Source organism: Flavobacterium sp. ST-158 (genome assembly GCF_058309975.1).
Genome location: NZ_JBZEEN010000015.1, coordinates 13,972 through 33,052, shown reverse-complemented (window position 1 = coordinate 33,052; position 19,081 = coordinate 13,972). Strand labels below are relative to the sequence as shown.

General features: G+C 28.2%; 15 protein-coding genes and 1 pseudogene. 5 read left to right on the top strand and 11 right to left on the bottom strand.

The window, feature by feature from the left end; all coding sequences use genetic code 11:
* The first annotated feature begins 832 nt into the window (after positions 1–832).
* Both AC4FRF_RS16705 and AC4FRF_RS16700 read left to right on the top strand, forming a co-directional pair.
* Positions 833–1,309 carry a TlpA family protein disulfide reductase gene (locus AC4FRF_RS16705; RefSeq protein ID WP_491161297.1) on the top strand — a complete coding sequence of 159 codons (477 nt, stop codon included), beginning with the start codon at positions 833–835 and terminating at the stop codon, positions 1,307–1,309.
* A 12-nt stretch (positions 1,310–1,321) separates the two neighbouring features.
* Positions 1,322–1,924, top strand: coding sequence for a thioredoxin family protein (locus AC4FRF_RS16700; protein WP_491161295.1), 603 nt, complete (start codon positions 1,322–1,324; stop codon positions 1,922–1,924).
* 48 nt (positions 1,925–1,972) lie between these two features.
* On the opposite strand, the gene AC4FRF_RS16695 is transcribed toward AC4FRF_RS16700, so the two are convergent.
* The 5 genes and pseudogenes from AC4FRF_RS16695 to AC4FRF_RS16675 all read right to left on the bottom strand — a co-directional run bounded on the left by AC4FRF_RS16695 (position 1,973) and on the right by AC4FRF_RS16675 (position 6,417).
* On the bottom strand, positions 1,973–2,752 hold the full coding sequence (locus tag AC4FRF_RS16695) for a CDP-alcohol phosphatidyltransferase family protein (RefSeq protein ID WP_491161293.1): 780 nt from the start codon (positions 2,750–2,752) through the stop codon (positions 1,973–1,975).
* 60 nt (positions 2,753–2,812) lie between these two features.
* A complete protein-coding gene (locus tag AC4FRF_RS16690) occupies positions 2,813–3,835 on the bottom strand; it encodes a COX15/CtaA family protein (RefSeq protein ID WP_491161291.1) in 1,023 nt (340 codons plus the stop codon).
* Positions 3,836–3,925: 90 nt separating this feature from the next.
* Entirely contained in the window at positions 3,926–5,347 is a 1,422-nt protein-coding gene (locus AC4FRF_RS16685) for a CCA tRNA nucleotidyltransferase (protein WP_491161289.1), read from the bottom strand.
* A gap of 77 nt (positions 5,348–5,424) precedes the next feature.
* A pseudogene (locus AC4FRF_RS16680) lies at positions 5,425–5,759 on the bottom strand (GxxExxY protein).
* 88 nt (positions 5,760–5,847) lie between these two features.
* Complete coding sequence (locus AC4FRF_RS16675) at positions 5,848–6,417, bottom strand: L-threonylcarbamoyladenylate synthase (protein WP_491161287.1); 570 nt, start codon at positions 6,415–6,417, stop codon at positions 5,848–5,850.
* 296 nt (positions 6,418–6,713) lie between these two features.
* On the opposite strand from AC4FRF_RS16675, the gene AC4FRF_RS16670 reads away from it, so the two are divergent.
* Together AC4FRF_RS16670 and AC4FRF_RS16665 are read left to right on the top strand one after the other, a co-directional pair.
* Positions 6,714–8,546, top strand: a complete 1,833-nt coding sequence (locus tag AC4FRF_RS16670; protein WP_491161285.1) for an ABC transporter ATP-binding protein — start codon at positions 6,714–6,716, stop codon at positions 8,544–8,546.
* Between the two features lie 422 nt (positions 8,547–8,968).
* Positions 8,969–10,987 (top strand): glycosyltransferase, encoded by a 2,019-nt coding sequence (locus AC4FRF_RS16665; protein ID WP_491161283.1) that lies wholly within the window; start codon positions 8,969–8,971, stop codon positions 10,985–10,987.
* Positions 10,988–11,081: 94 nt separating this feature from the next.
* Here the strand turns inward: AC4FRF_RS16665 and AC4FRF_RS16660 are convergent, their stop codons facing one another.
* The 3 genes from AC4FRF_RS16660 to AC4FRF_RS16650 are packed head-to-tail and all read right to left on the bottom strand — an operon-like array spanning position 11,082 to position 14,429.
* Positions 11,082–12,314, bottom strand: a complete 1,233-nt coding sequence (locus AC4FRF_RS16660) for a glycosyltransferase (protein ID WP_491161281.1) — start codon at positions 12,312–12,314, stop codon at positions 11,082–11,084.
* A 5-nt stretch (positions 12,315–12,319) separates the two neighbouring features.
* Entirely contained in the window at positions 12,320–13,507 is a 1,188-nt protein-coding gene (locus tag AC4FRF_RS16655; RefSeq protein ID WP_491161279.1) for a glycosyltransferase family 4 protein, read from the bottom strand.
* Complete coding sequence (locus tag AC4FRF_RS16650; protein ID WP_491161277.1) at positions 13,494–14,429, bottom strand: glycosyltransferase family 2 protein; 936 nt, start codon at positions 14,427–14,429, stop codon at positions 13,494–13,496. The genes AC4FRF_RS16655 and AC4FRF_RS16650 overlap by 14 nt, the downstream gene beginning before the upstream one ends.
* A 548-nt stretch (positions 14,430–14,977) precedes the next feature.
* Between AC4FRF_RS16650 and AC4FRF_RS16645 the strand changes: the two genes are divergently transcribed.
* Positions 14,978–15,742, top strand: a complete 765-nt coding sequence (locus AC4FRF_RS16645; protein ID WP_491161275.1) for a Kdo domain containing protein — start codon at positions 14,978–14,980, stop codon at positions 15,740–15,742.
* Between the two features lie 42 nt (positions 15,743–15,784).
* Here AC4FRF_RS16645 and AC4FRF_RS16640 read toward each other — a convergent pair whose 3' ends face one another.
* The 3 genes from AC4FRF_RS16640 to AC4FRF_RS16630 form a co-directional block, all read right to left on the bottom strand.
* Entirely contained in the window at positions 15,785–16,831 is a 1,047-nt protein-coding gene (locus AC4FRF_RS16640; protein WP_491161273.1) for a UDP-N-acetylglucosamine 2-epimerase, read from the bottom strand.
* A gap of 1 nt (position 16,832) precedes the next feature.
* Positions 16,833–17,906 carry a glycosyltransferase family 9 protein gene (locus AC4FRF_RS16635; RefSeq protein ID WP_491161271.1) on the bottom strand — a complete coding sequence of 358 codons (1,074 nt, stop codon included), beginning with the start codon at positions 17,904–17,906 and terminating at the stop codon, positions 16,833–16,835.
* 160 nt (positions 17,907–18,066) lie between these two features.
* A complete protein-coding gene (locus AC4FRF_RS16630; RefSeq protein ID WP_491161269.1) occupies positions 18,067–19,062 on the bottom strand; it encodes a Stealth CR1 domain-containing protein in 996 nt (331 codons plus the stop codon).
* Between the last annotated feature and the right edge of the window lie 19 nt (positions 19,063–19,081).

Here is a 19,081-nt window from a genome sequence, read left to right as displayed (position 1 = left end):
TAAAGTTTTAGTTTAGGTAAATGTAATTATTTGAATTTAGTAACGAAGTTTTTTTGTGGACTTCTTGTTCTACAGTTTAGTTTTGTGTCTTTGAAGGTTAAAATTGTGTGTGTTGATTTTTTAGTTTAAATGGTTTAACTTAAAAGATTGGAATTTAATTTTTTGAATTATTGGTATAGATTATTTCTATGGTGTTTTTTTCCTGTATTTTAAAGCTTTTTTTAGGATTTTGTTGTTGAATCTGAAAAAAAATAATATTTTTTGAAGAATTAAAATTTTGTTTATATGTAAAGTTATGATTTGTAAAAGTATGTTTTGTTTTTTATAATAGTAAGCTTTTTTATAGTTTAATTCTGAGTGGTTTTTTACTTCAAAAAAATACATTTTTTTTGCGGACTTAAAATGAAATTAGATTTTTAAATTAAGGATTTTTGTTGCTTAAATTTTCGATTTAGTTTTTTGAATTTTAGTTTTAATTCCAATTTTCGAAAATGCTTTCGTTTTTTATTGGATAGAAAATCTAAAAAATCAGGAGTGTTTTTTGGGTATTTTTTTGAAGCTTTTTTGTTTGTTTTTTCGATGTTTTTGGAGTCTATTTTGAGTTAAATTTTAGCTCTAAAATTACTCTGAATTTAAGTTGTTTTTATGGTGTTTTTAGGACTGAATTTGGAGTCTTAAAAGTGTTGTTTTTGACTTCCTAAAAGGACTCTTTTTTTGACTTGAAGAGAAACTTTTTTATGTAAGACTTGGTAATAATTTTATGTTAATTGAATGCGAAAAACAATTTAAAGATTGTAAATTCGTTCGGTTGATAATTAAAAAAAAACAATATATGAAATGGTATATTATAGGAGCTTTTATGTTTCTTTTTTCAGTTCAAATTCAAGCTCAAAAAGTAGCTGTTTTTGATTCTTATTCAGAGTTAGAAAAGGCAGTTTTGAGTGACTCAAATACAACTTATGTGGTTAATTTTTGGGCCACTTGGTGTGCTCCTTGTGTGAAAGAATTACCCCATTTTGAACAACTCAATTCTGAAAATAAAAATGTAAAAGTAGTACTAGTGAGTTTGGATTTTAAGAATCAATATGAAACAAAATTGTTGCCTTTTTTGAAAAAGAAAGCAATCAAATCTGAGGTAGTTTTGCTTACCGATAAGGATTATAATGCATGGCTTCCTACTGTAGATAAAGATTGGTCAGGATCAATTCCGGCCACTTTAGTGATAAAAAATGGTAAAAAGTTTTTCGTAGAAAAGATGTTTTCTAGCTATGAAGAACTTAACGAATATGTGAATTCTATTGTTAACTAATACCTTTGTATTATGAAAATTGTAGCTTCTCTTTTGTTGTTTGTGTCGGTGCTTTGTACGACAGCTTTCACGGTTAGTCCACCAACTCCGTATAAAATAGGTGATACAGCTACCGATTTTAAACTAAAATCAGTAGATGGTAAAATGTACAGTATGGCTGATTATAAGAATGCAAAAGGTTTTATAATTGTTTTTACGTGTAATCACTGTCCGTTTGCTAAAAAATATGAAGATCGTATTAATGATTTGGCTAAAAATTACAAGTCTAAAGGTTATATTTTGTTAGCAATTAATCCAAATGATCCAGCTCTGGTGCCTGCGGATAGTTATGAATTAATGCAAAAAAGAGCCAAAGAGAAAGGTTTCGTTTTTCCTTATTTGTTTGATGAAGGACAGAAAATATTCCCTCAATATGGAGCAACTAAAACGCCTCATGTATTTTTGTTGGACAAAAATAGAGTGGTAAAATACATTGGCGCTATAGATGACAATGTGGATAGTGCTGCTGAAGTAAGAGATAAATATCTTGAAAATGCCATTGCGGCATTAGAAAGCGGAAAAACACCATCGCCAGAAGTTACTAAAGCAATAGGTTGCAGTATTAAGAGTAAATAATAATCTAAGTAATTGCATGCTTTAAATATAAAAGAGTAAACACTTAGTTTACTCTTTTTGTTTTATATATACTTTTCTAATAGCTATTAAAATGGGGATTAATAGAGAATAACAAATGAAGAATGGAATGATGAATTCAATCCAGTTACACGCCAGCATAAGGCAAATTAACAGTAATTGAAAACCTAAACCGTACAAAGAAACTAAGGTCATGAACCAGTTTGGGAATGTTTTTAATTTAGGTGCGCTACTGTCTAACTTTTGAATGATCTTATCAAAGCCACCATATACGATTTTATAACACCAAAACATGATGCTAACCCATTTTTGACTTTCACCAGCCAAAGCTTTGGGGGTTTTATTTTCAAAAATCTTACTGGTTTTATCGCCACCTATTGATTTGGTTCTAAGGATTACATAGTAATAATTGTATAAGGTTCCTTGTAATTGAATACAAAAAAAAGCGACTAAGGTAGCTTGAAAAGAGCTGTCGCTTACACTACAAATGGCGCTTAGAAACAAAAAATTCAAGATAATATCAAAAAGACTGTCTAGATAACGCCCTGTGTAGGAGGGTGTTTTTTTTATCCGAGCCAATTCACCATCGGCAGCATCGATTATGGATTTTAGTATGATAAAGACGCAAGCTAAATAATACTGTTTGGTTAAAATAAAATAAATAGCAAGAAGTCCTGATGCACCAAAAAGCAATGTGACATGTATGGGTGTAAATCCAGTGTTTTTTAATGTATTGGCAATCTTTTTTCCCGCAAATCTTCCGTAATCTGATAAATCTATAAATTTATCTTGTGCAGCAAGTTTTGACATTCATAAACAATGAAATAGAAATGCGACAATATAGTCTTTAGTAAATATAGTTAAAAAATATTATTTAGACAATCGGTGCAAGCTATATGTCATTGCTGATAAAAGGAAAAACGCATTGATTTGGTGAATTAATCCCAGCCATAATGGAACTCCGTATAGCAAAGTGAAAACGCCTAAAGCGAATTGTACAAAAACAAGAAAAACTAATGTTAGAATCCCTCCCTTTTGATTGAAGTCTAAATTGAATTTTCTACTTTTAAAATACAAGAAAAGCATCATTCCAACTACTATATATGCTAAGGTTCTGTGTATGAATTGCACACCACTTTTGCCCTCGGTGAAGCACGAAAATAGACTGTCTTTTTCTATAAAAACACTATCGTGTATAAATTGACCATCACTCATTAAAGGCCAGTGATTGTGAATTAAACCCGCATTTAAACCCGCAACAAAACCTCCGTAAATAATTTGTAACAACAAGAAAAACAACGCATAACGGGCAATATTGCGAAGTGATTTCTCGATATTTCTTTTTACAGGATAAATTAAATCAAGAGCTACCCAAAAAGTGTAAGCAAAAGTTACAAAAGCAGTTGTTAGATGTAAGGCTAGTCTAAAATGGCTAACATCTGGATTGTCAATTAATCCACTTTTTACCATAAACCAACCAAAAAATCCTTGAAGCCCGCCAAGTCCTAGAAGAATTAAACATTTTTTGATGGTGGCATTATCAAGTCTCTTTTTGATTAAAAAGTAAATAAAAGGAATGATAAAAACCATTCCGATAGCACGTCCTATAAAGCGGTGAAACCATTCCCAGAAATAAATGAATTTATAGTCGGAAAGTGTAAAATCATTATGGATGTTGATTTTTTGATACTCAGGAAATTGCTTGTATTGCTCAAAAGCTTGTTGCCATTTAGCTTCGGTAAGTGGAGGTAAGGTATCGGTGATGAGGTGCCAATCGGTCATGGATAAACCTGAATTGGTTAATCTGGTGATTCCACCAACAATAACCATTAAAAAAATTAATACGCAGCCTGAAAGTAGCCAAATTATAACGGATTTATTTTCTTTTCTCATTTTGTATTCTGCATTTTTGGGGCATTATTGTTTGTTATTATTAATAAACGGACATAATGAAGTTTTATTTTTTTGCTACTGAATGAATATTTATTTAGTGACTTTTTCTAATCCTAATTTCTTGGCCCTTTTTATAACAAATTCATAAGCCGCTTCGTATCCGTTAGGGATTTCTCCCTCTAAAATGGCTTCTTTTACCGCTTCTTTTAAAATTCCAATTTCTCTTGAGGGTTTCAAATCAAAAATTTCCATGATTTGTTCGCCTGAAATAGGAGGTTGGAAATTTCGGATAGAATCTTTTTCCTCAACTTCAACAATTTTTTTACGTACAATCTCGAAATTTTTATGGTATTTCTTGAATTTTGCTGGGTTTTTAGTTGTGATATCAGCTTCGCAAAGTGTCATTAAATTTTCGACATCTTCTCCAGCATCAAAAACCAATCTGCGTACCGCCGAATCGGTAACGATATCTTGCGAAAGCACAATTGGTCGCGAACTCATGATTACCATTTTTTGAACAAATTTCATTTTTTGGTTCAATGGCATGTGCAAGCGTTCAAATAGTTTTTTGACCATTTTTCCGCCTAAAAATTCATGTCCGTGGAAAGTCCAACCTTGTTTTTTGTTGAAACGTTTCGTTGGTGCTTTACCAATATCGTGCAAGAGCGCTGCCCAGCGTAGCCAGACATCATCCGTATTAGGGCAGATATTGTCTACTACTTCAAGGGTATGATAAAAATTGTTTTTGTGGGTTTGTCCTTCAATTTCTTCTACTTGGTTTAAAGCAGTTAATTCAGGAATTAAAATATCTAAAAGTCCTGTTTTATATAAATGTAAAAAACCAATGGAAGGTTTGCTTGTGGATAGAATTTTGTTCAGTTCATCAACAATTCGTTCTCCGGAAATGATTTTGATACGTTCAGCATTTTTTGAAATGGCTTGAAGCGAATTTTCTTCAATTTCAAAGTTCAATTGGGTTGCAAATCGGATGGCACGCATCATTCGCAACGGATCATCAGAATAAGTGATATCTGGATCTAAAGGGGTCTTTAGAATTTTGTGTTCGATGTCTTTTAAGCCATCAAAAGGATCTAATAATTCCCCGTAATTAGACTCGTTTAATGATAAAGCCAATGCGTTTATAGTGAAATCACGTCGGTTTTGGTCGTCTTCTAAGGTGCCATTTTCTACAATGGGGTTTCTACTATCGTGGGTGTAAGATTCTTTTCGAGCACCTACGAATTCAATTTCAGTGTCTTCAAAACGGAGCATTGCTGTTCCGTAGGTTTTAAAAACCTGAACTTTAGGTTTTTTAGGAAGTAATTCAGATACTTTTAAGGCTAATTCGATTCCGCTACCTATTGCAACAATATCGATGTCTTTTTTAAAATCACGTCCTAAAATTAAATCTCTCACAAAACCGCCAATGACGTAGCTATCAACATTCAATTCTTTTGAAGCTTGAGAAATGATTTCGAAAATTGGATGATGTAGGTTGTTTTTGTAGTTCATAATGTGTTTGCCACGAATTCACGAATTAAATATTTAATTGTTTTTACTCTAAAGTGGTACAAATTTTTTTATTGATTTTACAAAACAATTCTTTTGTATTCAAGAGATTTGTTGTTAAAATTGACTAAAATTGCTAATTTATTTGATGATACTTTTAAGTAATTAATACATTGAGCAATATGTTTTGAGTCTAGTTTTTTACATGACTTTAATTCTAAAATAATTGTATCATAAACCACGAAATCGGCATAAAATTTATGATTTAAATTATGTCTTTGTAGTGCACTTCATATTCTTTTTCTCTTTCGAAAGGGATATTAAGTTTTTTTAATTCATATTCTAAAGCATTTTTATATACAATTTCTGAAAAACCTCGTCCTAAATTATTATGTACATCAAATAGAATTCCCATAATTTGAAAACTTTCTTCTTTGTAGATAATTTGTGTCATTACAAGGTGTTTTTAGAAAATATAATTAGTGAATTTGTGGCATAATTATTTATTTTCTTATAATTTTTACCTGACTATCATTGGTCAACTTAATGATGGTTGATGGATTCTGGCAAATTTTTTCGCGATGCAAATTTACAACATAGTCTACACCTTTTATAATTTCAGGACTGATTTCTTTAAAGGATTTTGGAGTAGCTTGTCCTGAAATATTAGCCGAAGTGGAAACCAAAGGTTTTTTCATACGCTCTAATAATTTATAACAAAAAGGTTCTTTTACTAAGCGTACTGCCAAGGTATTGTCGGTAGCAATTAGATTTTTAGCAACGTTTCTAGGTTCATCCAGGATTAATGTAGTTGGTTTCTCAGATAAATCTATGATTTGCCAGGCTACTTCAGGAATGTCTTTAAATACATTATAAATCATTCTTTCTCCATTCACTAAAACAATCATGCTTTTAGTTTCTTCGCGTTGTTTTAGTTTGTAGATTTTAGCTATGGCTTCAGGATTGGTTGCATCGCAACCTATTCCCCAAACAGTATCGGTAGGATAGAGAATGATTCCGCCTTCTTTAATAATTTCAAAAGCTTTGTGGACTTCTTCGTTAATGTTTTCCATTGGGTATTTTAGAATTCTAAAAACAATTTTATCTCTGCAAAGGAACAAAAATATTTCTAGAAATGGTATGGATTTTAATAGCTTGTGTTAATGAAATCAAATTAATTTGATTGTGGAAAGTATTGTGAAAATAATTAAGAAAAATGGAATAATATTTTGATTTTTAGATGCTCATTGTTTTGTAAGTTTATTCGATTTGCTTTGTTAGTTTTAAAGCGATTTTAATTTTACCTTTGCAAAAAAAAAAAACAACTTCTATAAAATAATTAGATTTAAATTTAATCTAAAGTCATTCAATGAAAAATTTCAAACGCTTTTTAAAGTATTTAGTACCTCACAAGAAAAATTTAGTAATCAGTATTATTTTTAATGTTTTATACGCACTTTTTTCTGCGATATCGATGCTTTCTCTTTTTCCATTAATGAAAGTGTTGTTTTCAGATGGTGAAAAAGTACATGTTAAACCAGTTTATGAAGGATTAAAAAGTATTGATAAACGATATTTAGAAGAATCATTAAATTATTTTATTACTCATAATACTGAGACTAAAGGTGCTTTAAATACTCTTATATGGATGGTAGTATTTGTATTGACTACCTTTTTATTAAAAAACTTGTTTAATTTCATTTCAATAGTTTACATGACTTATTTGAATAATGGAATTTTAAAAGATTTACGAAATGATGTGTATCAAAAAGTTATTAGTTTACCCGTTTCTTTTTTCTCCAATGAAAGAAAAGGGGATTTGATTTCGAGAATGACTTCGGATATTAATACTATAAAAAGTGCTTTTTTAAGTATTTTAATGATGGTAAGTGAGCCTTTGACAATTGTATTTACATTAGCGTCTATGTTTTTTATTAGTTGGAAACTGACCGTTTTTGTGTTTGTTTTTCTTCCAGTATCAGGGTATTTGATATCAAGAATGAGTAAGTCTATTAAAAGTCAATCGGGAGATATTTTCTCATTAGAAGGTCATTTATTATCAGATATTGAAGAGACTTTAGGGGGAATTAAGGTAATTAAAAACTTTACTTCAGAGAACTTCTTCATTCGTCGTTATTTAAATTCTACAGAATATATTAATAATCTGAATAATAAAATAGGAGTTCGTATGAGTCTTGCGGGACCAATGAGTGAGTTTTTAGGAATTTTTGTTATTTCTATTTTATTAGTTTATGGAGGATCATTAGTTTTAATTGACGGTTCGATGAGTGGAAGTGCCTTTATAGCTTATATGGGTTTAGCTTATCAAATATTAACACCAGCAAAATCGATTACTAAGGCTAATCAGGCTTTAATGGGTGGAAATGCCGCTTATGAGAGAGTTGCTTTTATTCTAGACGCAACCAATCCGTTAAAAGACAATCCTAATGCTATAGAGCTTACTGGTTTTAATAGTGAAATTAAGTTTACAAATGTTTCGTTTAAATACGATTCAGAATATGTTTTGAAAAATTTTAATTTAACTGTACCCAAAGGGAAAAGGATTGCATTAGTAGGTGAATCGGGTAGTGGTAAGTCTACATTGGCTAATTTGGTAACAAGGCTGTATGATGTTACTGAAGGGAGTATCACATTTGATGGTATTAATATCAAAGATGTTGCAGCAGATTCATTAAGAAAACAAATGGGAATAGTTGCTCAAGATTCTATTTTATTTAATGATACTATTGCTAATAATATTTCGTTAAGTATAGATAGTCCTAGTATGGAAGCTATTGTAAACGCTGCAAAAGTGGCTAATGCTCATAATTTTATTTCAGAATTTCCTGGGCAATATAATAGTCCGGTAGGAGATGGAGGAGGAATGCTTTCGGGAGGTCAGCGTCAGCGTGTGGCTATTGCTAGAGCGGTGATGAAAAATCCTCCAATTATGATTTTAGATGAAGCGACATCGGCATTGGATACAGAATCTGAAAAATTAGTACAGGTAGGATTGGAAAATATGATGGAAAACAGAACTTCAATCGTGATTGCCCACCGTTTATCAACGATTCAAAATGCCGATTTGATTGTAGTAATGAGTAAAGGTAGAATTGTAGAACAAGGTACTCATGAGGAGTTGTTAAACATGAATGGTAATTATGCCAATTTGGTTTGTTTACAGTCGTTAGAGGTGAATTAGGAAATGCATGCTATAGTTGATTTTTGAAGTAAAAAGGAAACTGTTGTAGTAGAAAATTATTGTTGTTTTTACTAGAAAGATCTAAAGAAAAATAAAATATCACTAAAAGTGGGTATTGTTAAAAGTGATATGGTTATTTACTTTTGCAAAAATAAATAAAAACTTCTCTTTTGGCTACAATAATGAGGTGTTTTAAAATTTTAATGGATTAGACTCTGAGAATATATAAAATACAAACTGTATAAATGATTAATACAATAATTTGTGTTAATTAGTTTTGTTTTTTTATTCAATGAGTATCTATTAACTATTTTATCACTTGTTTATAAACTATGGTGTTTGATGTTTTCTTTAATGAGTAAGTTAGGAAATAAAAAAAACAATACTATAGTCTAGAGTAGTGGAAATAAATATTACAAAGAATGAAATTAAAAAAACTACTGCGTTCGAATTTCTTTAGAAAAAAAAATACAAATTTAATAGAACATAGGCAACTTGTAAGTTTAGATAGAAGTCCTCTCCAATTTAAGAATTTTCAAAATCCAAAGGTTTCTATAATAATACCTTTTTATAACCAAGAGATTTATACTTGGAATTGTCTAAAATATTTGCATAAAAATTTGACAAGTAAATATTCTTATGAAGTAATTTTAATCGATGATAATAGTTCGGAAAAATATGATTTTAAGAATGCTTCAGGGGTGAAAATTTTAAAGAATGATATAAATCTTGGTTTTTTAAAAAATGTTAATAAAGGTATCCTTGCATCCAAAGGAGAATTTATTTATTTACTTAATAATGATACTGAAGTTTATGAGAATTTTTTAGAGGAACTTTTCTATGTTTTTGAAAACTTTGAAAATGTTGGTGCAGTAGGTTCAATGTTATTGAATTATAATGGATCATTGCAAGAGGCAGGTTCTGTCTTTATGAAAGATTTTAAAATACATCAAATTGTTAGAGATAGGAAACCTTTTTATCCAGAAGTAAATTATATTAGAAAAGTTGATTATTGTTCTGGCTGTAGTCTATTATTTAAGAAAAACAAAGACAATGGTGAGCTAAATTTATTGGATGAACAATTTGCTCCAGCCTATTTTGAAGAGACGGACTTGTGTTTTGATTTACAATATAAACAAAATAAAAGTGTTTATTATACTCCTTTTTCGAAAGTAATGCATTATAACGGTATTACTTATAATGATAAATCCCAAAAAAATCAAAAGAGTAACAATAGAAAAGAAATTCTCTTTAATAATAACAAAGTAAAGTTTTATAAAAAGTGGGAAGAACAAATAAATAATATTCAGGCTAAAACAGTAAATGATAGAATTTTAGAAAAAAATGATAATAAGTCAATTGTTTTTTTTAATGATTGTTTTCCTGAATTTGATAAAGATTCAGGGTCAAACAGATTAAAAGAGATTATGAATATCTTTGTTAAAAAAGAATATTCTGTAACTCTCATTTACAAAAGTACCACTATTAATAATTCATATCTTCAAGCATATCAACATATGGGGATTCAGGTGTATTATCAATATGAAGAGGAAGATTATTTATCTTTTATATCAAATTATTGTACACAGGCTAATTACGTTTGGATTTATGGACCTAATACTTTTGAGCGCTATTTTAGTAAGGTTAAATCTTTGTTTTTTCAGGCTAAATTTATTTATGATATGGTAGATATTCATCATTTAAGATTTAAGAGAGCTTCTGAAATTTATACTGATGATAAAAGTAATTATAAGAATTATTTAAAATATCAAAAAATTGAACTAGAGGCTTCAAAAAAATCAGATTATGTTATTACAATATCTGATAATGAAAAAGATTTTATGAAGTTAATTTGTGACGAAAATAAATTAATTACGATATCTAATATTCACTATACTAAAATTCAAAAAGATGAGATAGTAGATTTTTCTCAAAGAAAGAATATTTTATTTATTGGTTCTACACATCATCCTAATGTAGATGCAATTTATTACTTATATAATGAGATAATGCCAATTTTATGGAAAGCTTTGCCAGATGTTAAGGTTAATGTTATTGGTAATGTAAATACAGTGATTCAGGATATTGATGACGAACGTATTGTTTTTCAGGGATTTGTTTCTGATGTAGAACCTTTTTTTAATGAATCAAAATTAATGATAGCTCCTTTGTTAATTGGAGCAGGGGTTAAAGGCAAAATAGGGCAGGCTTTTGAATATTATTTGCCTGTAGTAACTACAACGATAGGATCTGAAGGGATGTTTTTAAAAAACAATGAAAATGTTTTAGTAGCAGATGATGCAAGTGGATTGGCTAATTCTATTATTAAGCTATATACAGATGAAGAAATATGGCAAAAACTGAGTTTGAATTCTAAAAAAAGTTTACATCCTTTTTCTATAGAAAAGGTAGAAGAAATAATTGAAAAAAGCTTTGTTTAACAAGTCATTATTTGAAAAAAAAGTATAAATTAAAATATTTAGTTTTGTTAGTCTATAGGAAAGTTTGGTTTACAGGGAGCTAAGTAAAATGTCATTATTTGAAAAAATCTGTAATTTGTGTAAAAATATTTTTTCGATTTTCGTATTTATCAATTTTGTTTCTAAGCTTTATGTTTTGAATGATAAGTTCGTTGTTTTTATTATAAATTACATCATTGTTTTCTCTAATATAATTACTTATCTTGTCAAGACGGGAAGACATTAAATTACCTATAAAATTTTCACTAAAGTAATTCTTAATAGTTTGTAGTCCATTGGCTTTTGTGTCTTCGATTTCTTTATAATTATCGCATACAAATTTTAAAGCTCTTTTAGCCTTTTCCATATTTGGTTCAGCATATTGATAACCTTTTTTTATAAAACCAGAATCTTTTTCCATAGTCTTCAATTGATAAGGGATTAAAAAACTATTTTGATTATTCATGAATTCTAGATTCCCAGAGTAAGCAGTTCCTATAACTATTTTTTTTCTCAACATTGCCTCGGCAAGAGTTAACCCAAAGCCTTCTGCACGATGTAAAGAAACATAGCAGTGACAAGAATCAATAAGTTGAATTAATTCTTTTTTAGTATAATTTTCGTTAATGAGAATGATGGAATTGTGCTTTTTCGTTTTTTCAATAAGTCGTTTATGTAATAGTTTGTTTTTTTCTAAGTTGAATGTTTTTAAAACTAAAATAACATTAGGATTGCTAGAAAAGCTTTCTAAAAAACAATCAATAAGACCGTCAGTGTTCTTTCTTTCTGGTGTACTTAATGCATCAAATATGGATAAGAAAACAAATTTATCTTTTATTTTTAATTCTACTTTTGGATTGTTTTCTTCAATTTTAACGGCTTCAATCAAATGTGGTATTTTAATAACCGGTTTGAAAGAGTAGGAAGCAAAAATATTTTGACAAAAGCTGCTGGGAACCCATATTTCATCAAAAAGAGAAATCAAATCAACATAGTCTTCCGGCAGCTTATTAAATTCCCAAGCCCAATAAGCAATGTTATATGTACTAGGCGATTGAGTAATTGTATTATTTAGTAAAAAACAAGAGATATCATTAATATTGATATGATAGATGTTTATTATCTTGCAATGCTTATCTTCTGGTAAAAAAATATATTCTCTAATTAACTCATTATCATTTTCAATATAATTAATTTGATTGAGTGCAGAAAAACGCTTTCTTAAAGCTGAAAAATTAGCTCTTGCAGCTTCAGATATACCAGAAGTTTTAGAAAAAGTAGCATGATAGTTTATAATGATATTTTCCATTTTTTTTATATTTCTTTTAATACAGATTTTAAATTTTCTTTGGAAAACGGGAGTAAACTTTCAGTAGAATTATTTGAGAATTTTGTCCAAATAGTATTATCTAAATAAAGAGACATAATTTGATTAGCAAATTCTTCAGCAGTATCTGCAATATAAGCATGTTTGTTATTTTCTAAAAACATTCCTTCGGCTCCTATAGAAGTGGTAATTACAGGTAGGTAATATTCAAATGCTTGTCCTATTTTACCTTTTACTCCAGCGCCTATTCGTAATGGGGCAACCATAAATTTAGTATTTAAAAAATAAGGTTCAATGTTTTCTATATAACCAGTTAGCTTAAATCTTAAGTCTAACTTAGTTTTGATATGATTTTTTATATTTCCAACAACAGTAACTTTTAACTGAGGCATTTGTTTCCATACCAAAGGCATAATTTTGTCGTGTAAATAATAAATAGCGTCTATATTTGGTTCATGGGTTGAACCAATAAAGAGTAAATCATTACGTTGCTCAAAAAGTGGAATGTTTTTCAGATTTATTTTGTGATAATGAATATTTGAGACCACAATAATTTTTTTAGTTGGTAAATATTGTGACATAAACAGTTTCTCTTTTTCAGATATAGCCACTATAATGTCTGTTTTTTGTGCTAATTGTGTTTCTATTTTATAATATTTATAATATTTTTTTCTTAGAGAAATACGTTTAGAATCTAATTCGATACTACGTTTATAGCGTAAAAAATGAATATCTACCATATCAAAAATACATTTTGAATCAGGTAATATTTTTAATGTTTTTTTTAAGTTGTTTTTTAAAGAATCTGGTCCATAATGCCAAACATAATCTACTTTTGGAATTGATTTTAAAAAAGAAAAATAATTTTTATATTGATTTGTTTCTACAAACACAATGATTCCCAAGTCACTAAAATAATTGACATATTTGTTTGTTCGATAAGCATTTTTCGTGCAGATAATACAATTGTAATTTAGTTCTTTTGCCGATAAAATAATTTCTTTAAGTCTGTTTGAACCAGAATCTTTATCGAAAGTGGGTATGCTATTACTTATAAAGACGATTGTTTTATTAGAAGGGTTGTAATTTTGATAATTAGGAATAGAATGATCGGTTTGATTTTTAATTATATTTCTTTTTTTGAAAAAAGATTTAATGGTTCTAGATATTCCCATATAGTGTTTTTATTTGTTGTTTGGTTTTTAAAGATTTAGATATTGGGGCTCCAACTAATAAAACCTTAAATAAATACCAATATTGCGGTTTAACCAAAGTTTTGAAGAAATAATTAATTCGAAAAAAATTTAATAAAAACAAAAAACTAAAATAACCATGATGCTTTCTAATAATATATAATAATGATATTTTAAGTTCCGTTTTGATTAAAATTCCTTTGGGAGTGCTCGCTCCGTGGTAATGAATGTATTTGGCGTCTGGTATTAAATAATTAAATTTTCCATTTTTTAACAAGCGTATGGCTAAATCTGTTTCTTCATAATATAGAAAAATATTGGTGTCAAACCCTCCAACATTATTAAAATCTATTGTACGCATGAACATAAAGCTTCCCTGGACGAAATTTACTTTTAAAGGAGTTGTATATTTTAATTTCCTTTTTGGATATTTTTTTGGATTAATTTTTTCTAAAAAATCTCTACCCAAAAGTTCTTTTGTAACGGAAGAAAAGTGATTAAAAGCAATCATTTGATTTCCATTTTTAGTAAAAGATTGTCCGCCTACTATTCCAATACTTTCATCTTTCTCGATAGCTTCTTTTAAAATAGAAAAGTTATCATTTAAAAATAAGGTATCATTATTTACAAAAGCAATATATTTTGCATTAGCAGCATGAAAACCAATCATGTTTCCAGCACCAAATCCTGTGTTTATATCGCTTCTTATTAGTTTTAAATTTTTAAAATGATGATTATCACAAAAATGTTTTAGAGCAATATAATCTTCTTTTTCAGAGCAGTTATCTACAATTATAATCTGAAAATTGATTGATGAATCTGTTTTGTCTAAAATGCTTGCAACACATTCTTTAGTTAAATTAGTAGAATTAAAATTGATAATTATTGCGGCAATTTCAAACATTTATTCGAATATATTATTATAAATTATTGGTTTTCTTTTACGTTTATTAAAGCTTTTTATTGAAGATGGATTTGAAATTAAAAAGTTGCTTTTTATAATGTTCAATTGTACTTTTTTAATTAATCACAAAAAAAATGATATGTTTTTTGTGATTTTCTGATGCATCTCTAAGCAAATAATTAAGATTGAGTTGTGTGGCGAAATTAAGAAAAATTCCATAAAATAATTTATTTTATATACAGTATTCTAGTTTTATTATTTAGTTAATTATCAAGTGATAATAATCCTCGGATGTTAATTTAATTGTTTGATATTTAGCTGCTTTTTTATTTTTAGGAAAGTTTGTTTTTTATATTAGCAATAGTTGGTGAAACAGCAATTAGTATTTATAAAGCTGATTATGAATTTCAAATACAATAAAGTTTAAAAAACGAGAGATTAAATTTTGTCATTTTGTTAATGAAAACATAATTATAATTTGAAGTTCAAAATGGTATGTGTATTTTTGTTAATTAGTAAGCCGTAATGGTTAATTAATAAAACGACTGATGAATTTTGAAATAAATCCTCTTTATGAAAATAACAGAAAATCTATTAAGGATGTAATAAATAATTTTGATTCCCAAGGAATTCTTTTTGGAAATGGGAAAAGAAATAAAATAAGGTTATTTAAGTTTGAGGATAAAACAATAAATATAAAATCGTTTAAAATCCCACATTTTATAAACAAAATAGCTTATCACTATTTTAGAAAATCCAAAGCAAGACGATCATTTGAATATGCCATCGTGTTATTAGAAAAAGGAATTGGTACCCCAAAACCTATTGCTTACTGCGAAAACTATGATTATATTGGTTTAAAAGACAGTTATTATGTGAGTGAGCATCTAGAATGTGATTTAACTTTTAGAGAATTAATAAATAATCCTGATTACTTAGATTATGATAATATTCTAAGGCAGTTTACTCAATTTACTTTTAATTTACACCAAAAAGGAATTGAGTTTTTAGATCATTCACCGGGAAATACATTAATCATTCGGAATACTGAGAATACATATGATTTTTTCTTAGTTGATTTGAATCGGATGAATTTTCATGAAAGCATGAGTTTCGAGCAAAGAATGCGTAATTTTAGCCGATTGACACCTCAAAAAGAAATGATTAAGGTTATGAGTAATGAATATGCTAAATTGTATTTTGAGAAAAGTGAAAGTGAAATTTTTGATTTGATGTGGAAACTCACCAATCATTTTCAAGAAGAATTTAATAGAAAGAAAAGATTAAAAAAGAGACTTAAATTCTGGAAGTAATAATGAAAACGGCCAATAATTATAATTACGGGCCGTTTTTTTTTAAAAATATTTTTGAAAATAATAGGATTTTAAATGTTTTCTAATTTTCCATTTTCGTAGAAAATTAAAAGGTTTTTTCTTTAAATAGGAACGATCTTTATTAAAAAAATCGATTGTTGCATTCACAATTCGATTACTTGATTTACCATCAAAATAAGGATGTGTAATTTGAATGTATTTTTCTATTTTCTCTAATAGTTCTTTAGGATAGCTTAATGCATATTCGATGTTTTCTTCCAGATTAATTGCATCGATTGTATCGATAAGGTGAGGCATTTTTTTATTAGTTCTAAAAGTTACTACAGGCTTTTTTTGCAATAAAAATTCAACAATTGCTGATGTAGTATCTGAAAGCATAATATCCGCTTGTTTGAATAAAGGAACTAAATCGGTAGTGTCATAATATTGAAAATTTTCACCGTTTAATGCTTCAAATTTATTTTTAATATCTTGATTTAATTTTGGATGAAGCACACAAATAAATTGATATTTTCCAATTTGAACCATTCTTTTAATTTCATTAAAAACATCATCATTTAATGCTAAACTCAATCGAGTTGTAAATGTTGAAGAAATCATGATAACAGGTTTGTTGTTTTGTTTCCTATTCTCAATAGGAAATAAAGGATCGACTTTAGACCATCCGGTTTCAATAACTTCAAAAAAACCAAGTTTTTGAGAAAGTCCCTTAAATACAGAAGTAGTTGATGGACCTTGGGTTAAATACAAATCAAAAAAACCTCTTATTCTAAAATGTGCTTTCATTTCTTCTCGTTTATTAGAGAGAAAACCATGAAAAATTTGGACTTTAATTCCAGGGAAAAAGTCAGGAACAACATCTGTTGCTGTTAGTACAATATCGGGATTAAAATCCATAACTTCCTTTACTGTATTTAGTATAGGATTATCTTTTTTAAAATATCGTTTTGTCTCTTCTAAGTCAGAAAACCAGTATACTTGATGTTCTTGTTTTTCTATTTCTTTTTGTAAAGGCATCCCTATTGGAATGCTATATGGATAGGAAATATAAATAAGAAATTTATACATATTATTTTTTTATGTGCTGATTAATGAAACGGATCATTTCGTCCTGAAATAGTTCTGGTTTTAGTTTTTGATAGAATTTTTGGTATTCTTTTTTAAGTTCTTTGAATGAATATTTTTCAAAAATTTCAGGTTCAAAGTCTTTTAAATGTACTGCTTTATGAAAAATGTTGTCTTCAAATATGCTCCAGCTATCTTTATCTATCCAAGGAGAGAAAAAGGTAAATGTAGGCTTTTTTAAAGCTTTAGCAATATTAATAGCTCCTCCATCATTTCCTATTAGAATGTGGCAATGATATATAATTTTGATAAGTGAACGCAGATCTTTGCCAAAAATTTCTGGTTTGATTCTTTTTTTTGCTTCAATGCTACACTTAGCGATAATTTTTTCAACTTCAGTTTTTTGATCGGGTAGGTAATTTAATAAAATAACACAATCATTACAGTTTTTAGCAATTTTATTAATTAACCGAACTAAATAAGGTATAGGATAGGTTTTGTTCTTTTTACTGCCAAAAATGCTAATCAGAATAATTTTTGAGTTCTCGATATCTATACTTTGCTTTTTAAAAAATAAAGCGCCTTCAGATATTTCTTTCTCAGTAAGGAAAATATGCGGATACGGATCGATTTTTACTTTTTTCATTAAAAAAGAAAATAAATTTAATCGACGCTCAATTGCTAGTCCTTTATAGGTCTTTTTTTTAGTAGAATGTTCTACTTTTTTATTGTAAGCAAAAAATTTATCTTTTTCACTATAACCAATTCTTTGAGGAGCTCCAGAAAAATATGTAATTAGACAACTATCTAATTTCCCATAGGCATCTATTACAATATCATATTTTTCTTTTCTAATTTGTTGAATAATTTGTAAAAAATAGATTTTATTTTTTTTTTGATCATCTCTAAAGGTAATGATATTACTAATGTTAGGATTATTGATAATAGCAGCTACCGTAAATGAATATACAAGATAATCAATTTGAGCATTTGGATATGCTTTTTTTAGGTTGTTACAAATGATAGAACCAATAAGTACATCGCCAATCATTTTTTGTTGAATTACTAAAATCTTCATATTTATTCCTGTTAGGTATCTATTTTTAGTGCGATTATACTTTAAGATGTATTTTTTGAAAATTATTTAATCTCTTTTTAAGACAGTAGATGCTTTACTAGGATTAAAATAATATTATTAATGGTTAAAAAATAATAGTTTTTATACAGATGGGTGTTTATTATTTTAGTTGCTTGTTTAACCAATTTAAAATGTATAATAGCACTTTATTGTCAGCCATTTCTAGGCTTTGAAACGTCATAAACGTTTTATTTTTACTTGTATTGTACCAAAATAGTTTTAGTTTAACGAGAAAGAAGAATTTGTAAGATCTGAAATAAGTTAGTTTTGTATTTTTTTTATAGTGAAATGTATTGTTTTTTATTTCTAAGTGATTTGCAAGAGTTTCTGTAATAAATTGCTTGTTGTTGTCTCTGAATTTGTAAGAGATATTGTTTTTTAGGGTTTCTTTATTGTTTTCAAAAAAATCTATCAATATCGATTTTCTCATAGAGACAGGAGTATGAAATCGTTTTAAAAACTTTTTATTACCATCATTTGCTAATTTAGCACCAATTTGCATAGATTTTCTCAAAGTACCTTTTTCCCATCTTTTTTTATCTTTTTCGGAACTAAAGTATTGGTAGTATAATTTTTTTATTTTTAAGTTTTCATAATACTCCTCCCATTGACCTCTTAAAACAGGTAGACCATCAATAAAAAAGTCTTCAATGGAGGCTTTTTTCATGATGAAAAAGTCATCATTAAAAAGCACATAATGTTCAGAAAGATTAGGTATTCTGTGTATAAGAGAGATAATTGATGTAGAGTTAAAACAGGGTAAAAATTCTTCATGACCACGGAATATTACTTTATGGTCAATTATTTCTAAATTTACTCCAGATGATTTACCTAATGCTTTTAAAGACTCAAAAGCATCAGGTATTTGTTCATCAGTAACTAGATATATATTTTTAAAAAAAGGAGCATATTTTATAATAGACTTAATACAGATATTAATTTCACCTATAGAGTTAAATCGAACGCTCTCTTTCTTTTTGTTAAAATCTATTTTATCAGTTAAATGTTGATTTATTTTTTCTTGCCACTTTTTGTCGTTACCATTAACCCATGGAATTACTGCATCAATTTGAATGTTCGGTATTGTTTCCTTCATGGATTGTTTTTTAGTATTC